Annotated in this window: 9 protein-coding genes; 6 read left to right on the plus strand and 3 right to left on the minus strand. The window is 69.3% G+C overall.

The features are described 5' to 3' along the window. Positions 1-179: 179 nt before the first annotated feature. Together ABZD10_RS02320 and ABZD10_RS02325 are read right to left on the minus strand one after the other, a co-directional pair. Positions 180-1,229: an ACP S-malonyltransferase gene (locus tag ABZD10_RS02320; protein ID WP_372884486.1), complete on the minus strand. Its 1,050-nt coding sequence runs from the start codon at positions 1,227-1,229 to the stop codon at positions 180-182. Beyond that, complete coding sequence (locus tag ABZD10_RS02325) at positions 1,226-3,409, minus strand: dehydrogenase E1 component subunit alpha/beta (protein ID WP_372884487.1); 2,184 nt, start codon at positions 3,407-3,409, stop codon at positions 1,226-1,228. Before ABZD10_RS02325 ends, ABZD10_RS02320 begins: the two co-directional genes overlap by 4 nt. Before the next feature lie 241 nt (positions 3,410-3,650). On the opposite strand from ABZD10_RS02325, the gene ABZD10_RS02330 reads away from it, so the two are divergent. Further along, positions 3,651-4,505, plus strand: a complete 855-nt coding sequence (locus ABZD10_RS02330) for a LysR family transcriptional regulator (protein ID WP_372884488.1) — start codon at positions 3,651-3,653, stop codon at positions 4,503-4,505. Here the strand turns inward: ABZD10_RS02330 and ABZD10_RS02335 are convergent. Further along, the gene (locus tag ABZD10_RS02335) at positions 4,445-5,389 is read right to left on the minus strand and encodes a LysR substrate-binding domain-containing protein (RefSeq protein WP_372884489.1); all 945 of its coding nucleotides are present in this window, start codon (positions 5,387-5,389) and stop codon (positions 4,445-4,447) included. The genes ABZD10_RS02330 and ABZD10_RS02335 overlap by 61 nt on opposite strands. Positions 5,390-5,539: 150 nt before the next feature. Between ABZD10_RS02335 and katG the strand changes: the two genes are divergently transcribed. The 5 genes from katG to nagA all read left to right on the plus strand — a co-directional run. Beyond that, entirely contained in the window at positions 5,540-7,747 is a 2,208-nt protein-coding gene (gene katG / locus ABZD10_RS02340) for a catalase/peroxidase HPI (RefSeq protein ID WP_372884496.1), read from the plus strand. Positions 7,748-7,967: 220 nt separating this feature from the next. Next, on the plus strand, positions 7,968-9,776 hold the full coding sequence (gene edd / locus ABZD10_RS02345) for a phosphogluconate dehydratase (protein WP_372884490.1): 1,809 nt from the start codon (positions 7,968-7,970) through the stop codon (positions 9,774-9,776). A 16-nt stretch (positions 9,777-9,792) separates the two neighbouring features. Beyond that, a complete protein-coding gene (gene eda, locus ABZD10_RS02350; RefSeq protein WP_372884491.1) occupies positions 9,793-10,449 on the plus strand; it encodes a bifunctional 4-hydroxy-2-oxoglutarate aldolase/2-dehydro-3-deoxy-phosphogluconate aldolase in 657 nt (218 codons plus the stop codon). Positions 10,450-10,492: 43 nt separating this feature from the next. Then, the gene (locus ABZD10_RS02355; RefSeq protein ID WP_372884492.1) at positions 10,493-11,377 is read left to right on the plus strand and encodes a BadF/BadG/BcrA/BcrD ATPase family protein; all 885 of its coding nucleotides are present in this window, start codon (positions 10,493-10,495) and stop codon (positions 11,375-11,377) included. After that, on the plus strand, positions 11,367-12,218 hold an 852-nt coding region (gene nagA / locus ABZD10_RS02360), incomplete at its 3' end, for an N-acetylglucosamine-6-phosphate deacetylase (protein WP_372884493.1). The genes ABZD10_RS02355 and nagA, both read left to right, overlap by 11 nt.

Below are 12,218 nucleotides of genomic sequence, written 5' to 3' on the forward strand. Positions count from 1 at the left end.
GCGAAAACGACGATATCTCAGCCGAAGCCGCGAAACAAGCCGCGCGGCGGGGCGTCGATGCGGGGCAATCTGGCATGTTTTTCGACCCTTGGCGCGTGGTCCGCATTACCGCGGACCCCCATGATACGCAGCCGCCGGGGCTTTCCGTCGCCGGATGTGAAAAAAATCGCGCCCGCCGCTCAGCGCGCCGCCAATGCCCTCTGTTCCGGCAGGCCCATCGACAGCAGCCGGGGCCTGCCCTGCTGCCGGGCGGTGAAATCCGCCTTGCTGCCCCAGCCGCGCCAGCCACTCAGGATCAGCGATTGGGCGACCGCGCCGCCCAGCGTGGTGCCGGGGCCCAGCAGGATGAAGACATCGGGCATCAATTCGCGCGCCGCCGTGCGGATGGCGGCGGTGAAATCATAGGTCCGCACCACCTGATGGCCCAGCGTGTAGTCATAGAGCGCCGCAAGATCGCTGGACCCGGGCCGCCAGAGACCGCCGCGCCCGTCGATCAGCGGCAGCGCGGGCTGGGTGAACAGCCCCCGCTCCAGCGCCGCCCGGCCAAGCGAGGCGACCGGTTCCTGCAGCGCCGTGTGAAAGGCGGCATGGTTCGGCAGCCGCATCGGAAAGCGGCCCTGCCGGCGCGGCAGGCGTTTCTCGAAGGCCGTCAGCCCGGCCTCGTTTCCGGCCAGAACCAGCATGCCGCCCAGTTCGATCGACAGCGCAAGCTCGCAGCCCGACCGGCCGTCGATCTCGGCCATCAGCGACAGGATCTCATCGCGCCGGCCGGGGATCTGCTGCCAGCCCTCGTCGACGAAGGGATAGATCAGCTGACCGCCGATCATTTGTTCCTGCATCAGGCGGCCCATGGTGTTGACCACCTGCAAGCCGCCCATCGCGTCCAGCGCCCCGGCGCAGGCCAGCGCGACATACCAGCCCATCGAGTTGCCGGTGACACCGATGATGTCGAACTGGTCTCGGTCGATCGACAGGAAATCGGCATAGGCACAGGCATAGATCAGCGGCGAGGCATTGTCGCCGCGCGTGTGGCGGCTGCCCGAGAACCGCTCGGCCCGGTCCAGTTCCGAAACCGGGGTCTGCCCCGCGTTGCGGCGATAGGCATCGATCTCGGCCAGCAGCGCCGACCGCGCGCCATGGTGGCGGGTGAAATAGCCGAGCTCGGGCTTGTTGTAGGTGCCGCGCCCCGGCGCAACCACCACGGCGGTCTGTTTTCCGATCTGGCTCATGTCGCGCTCCACAGGGCCTTGGCGGCGTCAACGATACTGTCGCGCGAGGGCATGGTCGCGGCATAGGCCGGGCCGGTGGCGATGAAACTGTCCTCGGCGGCAAGCCGGGCATGGGGCAGCGATGTCTGCTCGGCCAAGAGCGCCATCAGGGCCTCGGACTGGCTGCCGGTGCTGCGGCATTCATCGACGATCAGCACTTTTTCTGCACCGTCCAGCGCCGCGACAATGCCCGCGACCGGCAAGGGCGCCAGCCAGCGCATGTCGATGATCCGGGTCTCAATGCCTTGATCCGACAGGATCTTTGCCGCCTGATGGCTGAGATAATTGCCATTGCCATAGGTCAGGATGGCGAGCGGACCATCGCCGGACACGCCGACCTCACCCAGCGCGATGCGCCGCTCGGGCGAGGGGTATCTGCGCATCCAGCCGCCGTCTTTTTCACCGTGCAGATCGCGCATCGGATAGAGCGCGATAGGCTCGACGAACACCACCACCCGCTGCTCCTCGCGCGCCAGCCGCACGCATTCGCGCAGCATCATCGCCCCGTCTTCGCCATTCGAAGGACAGGCCAGGATGACGCCGGGAATATCGCGCAGCACCGCCAGCGAGTTGTCATTGTGGAAATGCCCGCCAAAGCCCTTCTGATAGCCGAGCCCGGCAATGCGCAGCACCATCGGGTTGCTGTACTGCCCGTTGGAAAAGAAACTTAAAGTTGCCGCCTCGCCGCGGATCTGGTCCTCGGCATTGTGCAGATAGGCCAGGAACTGGATCTCCGGCATCGGGATGAAGCCGTTATGCGCCATGCCGATGGCAAGGCCAAGGATGGACTGCTCATCAAGCAGGGTGTCGATCATCCGGTCGGGTCCGAAACGGTCGATCAGCTTTTGGGTGACGCCATAGACGCCGCCCTTGCGCCCCACATCCTCGCCCATCATCACGATCTCGCCATGTTCCAGCATCAGGTCGGTCAGCGCCCAGTTGAGCAGCCGCGACATCGGCTGCGGCGTGTCCATCTGGCGCGCATCCGAGCCGAAGGCGGCAAGCCGCGCCTGATCCGAGGGCCCGTTGCTGGGCGCGCAATGGCGTTTGGGCGGGATCAGGCTGGCCATCACATCCTTGGCGCTGGACAGGCGCGGGCGGGTGACCACCTCTTCGGCGACGCGGGCGCATTGCGCCTCGGTCTCGTCATAGATGGCCTGCGCCTCGGCCGCCGACAGTACCCCGGCCCCGATCAGCAGCCGCGCCGAATGCAGCAGCGGGTCGTCCGCCTCCCAGGCTTCGAAGACCTCTTTCGGCAGGTAGGCCTGCTGCATGTCCGACCCGGCATGGCCGTAAAGCCGCACCAATGTCAGGTGCAGGAACACCGGCTTCTTGTGGCGCCGGGCATAATCTGCGGCGGCCAGCGCGGTGCGGTAGGTGTCATAGATATCCAGCCCGTCGGCATGGAAGTATTTCAGCCCCGGCCGGTTGCGGTAATTCTCACCGACCCAGCCCTTGGGGGTGCGGGTGGAAATGCCGATGCCATTGTCTTCGCAGACGAACAGCAGCGGCATCGGCACCGACTGAAAGGCGCTCCAGCAGGCGGTGTTGATCGCGCCCTGCGCGGTGGAATGGTTCGACGAGGCATCGCCAAAGGAACACATCACCAGCCCGTCATCGGCCAGAACCTTGTGCTCCGGCGCATGGCGCTTGGCCAGCCCGATGGAATAGGCCGCGCCGACGGCCTTGGGCAGGTGGCTGGCGATGGTCGAGGTCTGGGGCGGAATGTTCAGCGCCTTGGAGCCAAGCACCTTGTGACGTCCGCCGGACATCGGGTCTTCGGTTGACGTGGCAAAGCTCAAGAGCATGTCCCAAGTCGGGGTGACACCGGGCACCTGCGACGAGCGCATGGTTTGAAACGCGCCATCCCGGTAATGCAGAAAGGCCATGTCGTCGGGGCGCAGGGCGGCGGCGACGGCGGCCATGCCCTCGTGCCCGGAGGAGCCGATGGTGTAATAGCCCTGACCCGCCGCCTGCATCCTGCGCGAGCGGCGGTCGAGGTTGCGGCTGAGACACTGGGCGCGGAACACCGCCACGGCCTCGGTGGCACCGAGCGGCCCCGATGCCGGCCTGCCGGGGGGCAGGTCATCGGCCGCCAGGCGGTCGCGAAAGGCCTGATCGACGATGTCGGCGCGGTCCATGGCTCATCTCCGGCTTGGGGGGGCGGCTGCATCGCCCGAGCCTTGGCCCGGCGCCGGCGCGGCGCGCCCACTGCCCGAGGCCCAAAGCGTATCTGGCATTACATCCCGCAATGGTAAACTTGTCTTCTGCCTGCTGTAAACCACTTGTATTCGCGGTATTCTATCGACAAATTGGCATCAGACCATTTCAAAACGGAATGATAATTTGATCTCTCGCCGGTTTCTTCCCCCGCTGTCCTGGTTGACGGCCTTCGACTCGGTGGTGCGGCTGGGCTCGGTCACCGATGCCGCCGCCGAGCTCGACCTGACCCAGGGGGCGGTCAGCCGGCAGATCCAGAAGCTCGAGGAACAGCTCGACATCCGGCTATTCATCCGCGACCGCAGGCGGCTGGTGGTGACCCCGGCCGGGCGCCGCTATGCCGAGACCGTGCACGAGGTGATCGCGACCCTGCACGATGCGACGCTGGCACTGAAGTCGAACCCCGAGGGCGGGCTGCTTGAACTGGCGATCCTGCCCGCCTTCGGCACCCATTGGCTGGCGCCCCGCCTGCCGGATTTCCTGCGCCATCACCCCGGGGTCACGGTCAACCTCGCGACCCGGACCGAAGCCTTCGATTTCGCGCAGGAGACATTTCACGCCGCGCTGCATTTCGGGCGCGACGACTGGCCCGGCACCCGGGCGCTGAAGCTGATGGATGAAGAGGTGGTGGCGGTGGTGGCGCCGCAGCTCTGTCCGGGCGGCGACCTCGACCTGTCGCGGCTGGCCGGGCTGACCCACCTGCAATTGCAGACCCGCCGCACGGCCTGGGCGCAGTGGTACCACCGGCAGGGGATGCAGGGCAGGCCCCCCGCGACCCTCGAGTTCGACCAGTTCGCGACCATGCTCAAGGCGGCCGAGTTCGGTGCCGGGGCGGCGCTGATGCCGCGCTATCTGGTGCAAGGCCATCTCGAGCGGGGGCGGCTGGTGACCCTGCCGGGGGCGGCGCGCACCAGCCTCGGGGCCTATTATCTGGTCTGGCCGGAAAGCCTGTCTGACTATCCGCCGGTGCGCGCGCTGCGCGACTGGATCGGCGCCCCGCCGGATCCCGCCGCCTGATCGCCCGGCGGGCGCAGCAGATCGGCGATCTGCATCAGCCGCTCCTGTAACGGATTCGAGCGCCGCCAGATCATGCCGACGCTGCGGGTCGGCTGCGGGTCGGCGAACCGGTCGACGGTGACCCGGGCCGAGCGGGTCTCGACCGGCACCGCCATTTCCGGGATCAGGGTGACGCCGATGCCGGCGCCGACCATCTGCACCAGCGTCGACAGCGAACTGCCGTCAAGGCTTTCGCGGGGCAGGGCGGACTTGAGGTTGCAGAAGGACAGCGCCTGATCGCGGAAACAATGCCCCTCTTCCAGCAGCAGCAGCCGCATCCCTTGCAGCATGTCGCCGCTGGGCACCGGCTGGCCGCGGGCCTCTTCTGGGCGCACCAGCACGAAACGCTCGCGGAACAGTTCGACCTCGACGAAGGCCGGCTCCGAGACCGGCAGCGCCAGAATCGCCGCATCAAGCCGCCCCTCGGACAGTTCCTGCAACAGGCGCGAGGTCTGGGTCTCGCGGATATGCAGTTCAAGCCCGGGAAAGCGCCCCGAGATCTGGCGGATCAGGTCGGGCAGCAGATAGGGGGCGATGGTCGGGATCACCCCGAGCCGCAGCCGCCCCGAGAAACCTTGGCGCGCGGCGCGGGCAAGATCGCCCAGCGCGTCGGTGGCGCGCAGGATCTCGGCCACGCGGCGGGCGAAATCCTCGCCGAACCCGGTCAGCGACACCCGGCGGGCGCTGCGTTCGAACAGCGGCACTCCGAGGGTCTCCTCAAGCTCCTTGATCTGCACCGACAGCGCCGGCTGCGAAATCGCGCAGGCATCGGCGGCGCGGCCGAAATGCATGTGATGGGCAAGGGCTTCGAAATAGCGCAATTGGCGCAGGGTGAAATTTACCATAAGCAAAAATTATCGGAAACATCAGGAAATGCAACTTCTGATAATGAAATTGCTGGGCTAGGCTGATTCTCGGAAGAGAACGGGGCCGGCCCCGCGCCCGGTCGGGTGCGCGGCGCGGCCACGATGCAACGGAACGAAGTGGATGATGACATGGACGGAAATGACATTGGCAAATGCCCGGTGATGCACGGCGCGGTGCGCAACGATTCGCGCTCGAACCGCGACTGGTGGCCGAACCAGCTCAACCTCAGGATCCTGCATCAGAACTCGGCCCTGTCCGATCCGATGGGCGCGGGCTTCGACTATAAGGCGGAATTCGCCAAGCTCGACCTGAAGGCGCTGAAACAGGATCTCTACGCGCTGATGACCGACAGCCAGGACTGGTGGCCGGCCGATTACGGCCACTATGGCGGGTTGTTCATCCGCATGGCCTGGCACAGCGCCGGCACCTATCGCACCGCCGACGGGCGCGGTGGCGGTGGCAGCGGCTCGCAGCGGTTCGCGCCGCTGAACTCCTGGCCCGACAACGGCAATCTCGACAAGGCGCGGCGGCTGCTGTGGCCGATCAAGCAGAAATACGGCAACCGGATTTCCTGGGCCGACCTGATGATCCTGGCCGGCAACTGCGCCATCGAATCGATGGGCGGAAAGACCTTCGGCTTTGCCGGCGGGCGGGCCGAGATCTGGGAGCCCGAGGAAGACATCTACTGGGGCGCCGAGGCCGAATGGCTGGCCACCAGCGACGCCGAGAACAGCCGCTACAGCGGCGCGCGCGACCTCGAGAAGCCTCTGGCGGCGGTGCAGATGGGGCTGATCTACGTCAACCCCGAGGGCCCCGACGGCAACCCCGATCCGGTGGCCTCGGGCGACGACGTGATCGAGACCTTCGGCCGCATGGCGATGAGCCCCGAGGAAACCGTGGCCCTCGTGGCCGGCGGCCACACTTTCGGCAAGGCCCATGGCGCCGGCGATCCGGGCCTCGTGGGGGCCGAACCCGAGGCCGCCGCGATCGAGCACATGGGGCTGGGCTGGATCAACGCCCATGGCTCGGGCAAGGCCGGGGACACCACCACCTCGGGCATCGAAGGGGCCTGGAAACCCAATCCGACCCAGTGGGACAACGGCTATTTCGATGTGCTGTTCGGCTATGAATGGGCGCTCACCAAAAGCCCGGCCGGGGCCCAGCAATGGGTGGCGCAGGACGTGGCCCCCGAACATATGGTCGAAGATGCCTTCGATCCCGGCAAGCGCCACGCGCCGATGATGACCACGGCCGACCTGTCGCTGCGCATGCATCCGACGCTGGAGCCCTTTGCGCGCAAGTTCCATCAGGACCCCGAGGCCTTTGCCGATGCCTTTGCCCGGGCCTGGTTCAAGCTCACCCATCGCGACATGGGGCCGCGCGCGCGCTATCTCGGCGACGAGGTGCCCGAAGAACAGCTGATCTGGCAGGACAACCTGCCCGCCGTCGATCACGCGCTGGTGGGCGAGGCCGAGATCGCCGCCCTCAAATCCGCCATCGCCGCCACCGGGCTTAGCCTGGCCGATCTGGTGACGACCGCATGGGCCTCGGCCTCGACCTTCCGCGGCTCGGACAAGCGCGGCGGCGCCAACGGGGCGCGGCTGCGGCTGGCGCCGCAGAAGGACTGGGAGGTCAACCAGCCCGAACAGCTGGCCCGGGTGCTGGGCGTGCTCGAGGGGGTGCAGGCAGAGTTCAATGCCGCCCAGAGCGGCGATGTGCGGGTGTCGCTGGCCGACCTGATCGTGCTGGCCGGCGGAGTCGGCATCGAACAGGCGGCGGCGGCAGGGGGGCACGAGGTTTCGGTCCCCTTCGCGCCGGGGCGCAGCGATGCCAGCGCCGAGCAGACCGACGTCGAAAGCTTCGCGGTGCTCGAGCCGCAAGCCGACGGCTTCCGCAACTATCTCAAGGGGCCGCTCAGCCGCGCCCCCGAAGAGATGCTGATCGACCGGGCGCAGCTTCTGACCCTGACCGCCCCCGAGATGACGGTGCTGGTCGGTGGCCTGCGGGTGCTGGGCGCCAACCACGGCGGCAGCGATCTCGGGGTGCTGACCGACCGTCCCGGCACGCTGAGCCCGGATTTCTTCGTCAATCTCACCGACATGGCCACCGACTGGACCCCGGCCTCGGGCGACGCCGGGCATTTCGAGGGCCGCGACCGGGCCTCGGGCGCGCTGCGCTGGACGGCCAGCCGGGTCGATCTGGTCTTCGGGTCGAACTCGCAGCTGCGGGCGCTGAGCGAGTTTTACGCCCAAAGCGACAACGCCGGCAGGTTCGTTGCCGATTTCATCGCCGCCTGGACCAAGGTGATGAACGCCGACCGCTTCGACCTCGGCTGAGGGCGCAGGCGCCGGTCCGCGACCGGCCGCAGACCAAGAGACACCGGGCGCCGGAACGGCACCCGGGGTCGCGCCGTTGCTCGCGGCGCCGCGAAGCGCTGGACCCGGCCCGCACAGTGTGGGATGGTTGCCGGTGCGAACCGACCCGTGGCGCGCCGAGGCAGCACTTGCCGGGCGCCGGGGACGGGGTGATGAAAGATCGGGATAGATCGAGAATGGCATGGTGTTGAACCCGGTAGTCGAGCGTGTCACGGAACGGATCATCGCGCGCAGCGAGGCTTCGCGCGCGGCGCATCTGGGGCGCATGGCGGCGGCCCGCTCAAAGGGGCCGGCGCGGGCGCATCTGAGCTGCAGCGGACAGGCCCATGCCTATGCCGGGGCCGGACCCGATCAGGGCCGGCTGGCCGAGACCGGCGCCGGCAACCTCGCCATCGTCACCGCCTATAACGACATGCTGTCGGCGCATCGGCCCTATGAACGCTACCCCGAGCTGATCCGCGACGCGGCGCGCGGGATGGGGGCCACCGCGCAGGTCGCCGGCGGGGTGCCGGCGATGTGCGACGGCGTCACCCAGGGCGAGGCGGGGATGGAGCTGAGCCTGTTCTCGCGCGATGTCATCGCCATGGCGACGGCGGTGGCGCTCAGCCACAATGTCTTCGACGCGGCGCTGTTTCTCGGGGTCTGCGACAAGATCGTGCCGGGGCTGGTGATCGGGGCGCAGGGCTTCGGCCACCTGCCGGCGGTCTTCGTGCCCGCCGGGCCGATGACCAGCGGCCTGCCGAACGAGGACAAGGCCCGGGTGCGGCGCCAGTTCGCCCGCGGCGAGGTCGGCCGCGAGGCGCTGATGAAGGCCGAGATGGCGGCCTATCACGGCCCCGGCACCTGCACCTTCTACGGCACCGCCAACACCAACCAGATGCTGATGGAATTCATGGGGCTGCATCTGCCGGGGGCCAGTTTCGTGCCGCCCGACAGCGATCTGCGCGACGCGCTGACCGCCGAGGCGACCCGCCGCGCCCTGTCGATGAGTGCGCTCGGCAACGACTATCGCCCGCTCTGCGAGGTGCTCGACGAACGCGCCTTCGTCAACGGCATCGTCGGGCTCAATGCCACCGGCGGCTCGACCAACCTGCTGATCCACCTCGTGGCAATGGCGCGGGCCGGCGGTATCCTGCTGGACTGGCAGGATTTTTCCGATCTTTCCGAGGTCACGCCGCTGTTGGCGCGGGTCTATCCCAACGGGCTGGCCGATGTGAACATGTTCCACGCCGCCGGCGGGCTCGGCTTCATGGTGGGCGCGCTTCTGAGGGCCGGGCTGCTGCACCCCGACACGCTGACCGCGATGGGCGAGGGGCTGGAAAGCTACACCCGCGCCCCGCAGCTCAAGGCGGGGCAACTGAGCTGGGGCGCGCCGATCACCGACAGTCTCAACCCGGCGATCCTGCGCCCGGCCGAGACGCCCTTCCAGCAGACCGGCGGGCTGAAAAAGCTCGACGGCGGGCTCGGCACGGCGGTGATGAAGGTCTCGGCGGTGGCGCCCGAACATCACGTGATCGAGGCCCCGGCGCGGGTCTTCAACGACCAGAACGAGGTCAAGGCCGCCTTCAAGGCCGGCGAATTCACCGGCGACGTGGTGGTGGTGGTGCGCTTTCAGGGGCCGCGCGCCAACGGCATGCCGGAACTGCACAGCCTGACTCCGATCCTGTCGATCCTGCAGGGGCGCGGCCAGAAGGTGGCGCTGGTCACAGACGGGCGCATGTCGGGGGCCTCGGGCAAGGTGCCGGCGGCGATCCATGTCTGCCCCGAGGCCGCCGATGGCGGGCTGATCGCGCGGCTTCGCGACGGCGACGTGCTGCGCGTCGACGCGGTTGCCGGGCGGCTCGAGGTGCTGAGCCCCGCCGTGGCCTCGCGCCCCCCCGCCGAGGTCGACCTCGGCGCCAATGCGGCCGGCTGCGGGCGCGAGCTGTTCGAGGTCTTCCGCCGCTCGGCCAGCCCGGCCAGCGACGGCGCCAGCGTGTTCAAGGGCTAGAGACAGGGGAAAACTCATGACCGTGACCCCGCAACAGGCCAGCCGGCTCACCCGCGAAATCTGCGCCCTGGCGCCGGTGATCCCGGTTCTGGTGATCGAGGATGCCGCCACCGCCCGCCCGCTGGCCGAGGCGCTGGTCGCCGGTGGTCTGCCGGCGCTCGAGGTGACCCTGCGCACGCCCGCCGCCCTGCCGGCGATCCGCGCCATGGCCGGGGTGGCGGGGGCGCGGGTCGGCGCCGGCACGCTGGTCACGCCAGAGGACGTGCGCGCCGCGAAACGGGCCGGTGCGACTTTCGGCGTCTCGCCCGGCGCCACCGACGCGCTGCTGGCGGCCTGCGAAGAGCTGGGCCTGCCGCTGCTGCCCGGCGCCGCCACCGCCAGTGAGGCGATGCGCCTGTTGGCGCGCGGCTACGACATGCAGAAGTTCTTTCCCGCCGAGGCCTCGGGCGGGGCGGCGGCGCTGAAGGCCATCGGCGCGCCGCTGCCGCAGATCGGTTTCTGCCCGACCGGCGGCGTCGGCCCGGAGAATGTGCAAGACTATCTGGCGCTGGCCAATGTGCCCTGTGTCGGCGGCAGCTGGGTGGCCCCGCGCCAGCTGGTGGCCGAGCGCCGCTGGCACGAGATCGAGGCTCTGGCCCGGGCCGCCGCGCAGTTGGGCCGGGCGGCACCGTGAGCGGGATATTCCTTTCGCCCCGGTGGCTTGCTAGGCTGCCGCGATGACCCGATTGCCGCAACCCAGCCTGATTGCCATCGATGGCGGCGGCACCGCCTGCCGCTTCCTGCTCGTGCTTGGCGAGCGCCGCTTTCGCCATGACGAGGGCGCGGCCAATGTCCACAGCGCACCGCAGGCGGCGCTGGACACGCTGCTGCGCGGGCTGCGCGCCCTGACCGAGGCCGCCGGGCTGACCTTTGAGGATCTCGCCGGCGTGCCGATCTATGCCGGCCTCGCCGGGGTCGCGGATGCCGCCGGCGCGGCGCGGATCGCCCGCCACCTGCCGTCGCGCCGGGTGCGGGTCGAAAATGATTCCCGCGCCGCGGTGGCCGGGGCGCTGGGCGATGCGCCGGGCTGTGTTGCCGGCATCGGCACCGGCTCTTACCTGGCGCGTCAGGGGCCGGGCGGCTTTCGCCTGATCGGCGGTCACGGGCTGCTCTTGGGCGACGAGGCCTCGGGCGGCTGGCTGGGGCTGCGGCTCTTGCGGCAGGTGCTGCTGGCCGCCGACGGGCTGGCACCGCAAAGCGATCTCAGCCGCGCCTGTTTCGCCGAGTTCGGCGATGACCCGGTGCGGATCATGGCCTTTGCCGCCGGGGCCACGCCCGGCGATTACGGCCGCTGGGCGCCGCGCGTGGTCGCGGCGGCAAAGGCCGGGGACGCGCTGGCCGCTGCCCTGATGCGCGAGGGCGCGGACTATCTGATCGCCGGGCTCGCGGCGCTCGGCTGCAGCGAGGATGAACCATTGTGCCTGACCGGCGGCGTCGGGCCCTGTTACGCGCCCTATCTCGCCAAGGCCGGCCTGGGCAATATCATCGCCCCGAGGGGCAGTGCTCTGGACGGGGCGCTGCTCTTGGCGCAGCGTATGACGGAGGCGCCGCATGAGCCCTGACGCAACCGCCCTCACCGGGGCGCGGATCTTTGACGGAGCCGGGTTTCTCGACGGCCACGCGCTGGTGATCGAGGGCGGGCAGATCGCGCAGCTGCTGCCGCAAGCCGATCTGCCGGCCTCGGCCCGCCGCCAGCGGCTCGCGGGCGGGGTGATTGGCCCGGGCTTCATCGACCTTCAGGTCAACGGCGGCGGCGGGGTGATGTTCAACGCTTCGCCGGATGTGGCCAGCCTGCGGGTGATGGCGGCGGCCCATGCCCGCATCGGCGCGACCACCATCCTGCCGACCCTGATTACCGACACCGAGGCGCGGATGCGCGCAGCGGTGACGGCGGTGGCCGAGGCGGTGGCGGCGGGGGTCGCCGGCATTGCCGGGCTGCATCTCGAGGGGCCGTTTCTGGCGCCATCGCGCCACGGCGCCCATGATCGGGCGCTGATCCGGCCGCTTTCCGGGGCCGATCTCGACTTTCTGACCGCCGCCGCGCGGGCGCTGCCGCTGCTCAAGGTGACGCTGGCGCCCGAAGTGGTCGACGATGCCGCCATCCGGCGGCTGGCCGAGGCCGGGGTGCTGGTCTCGCTGGGCCATAGCGAGGCCGATTTCGACACCTGCGCCGCGGCGGCGCGGGCCGGGGCGCGCTGCGTGACCCATCTTTTCAACGCCCAGAGCCCGCTGGGCCACCGGGCGCCTGGGATGGTCGGTGCGGCGCTCGATCTCGGGCAGCTCTCGGCCGGGGTGATCGCCGACGGGGTGCATGTGCACCCGGCGGCGCTGGCGGTGGCGCTGCGCGCCAAGCGCGGGCCGGGCCGCCTGTTTCTGGTCAGCGACGCCATGGCCACCGCCGGC

The organism is Shimia sp., assembly GCF_041624275.1.
In the GTDB taxonomy this organism is placed as follows: Bacteria; Pseudomonadota; Alphaproteobacteria; order Rhodobacterales; family Rhodobacteraceae; genus Shimia.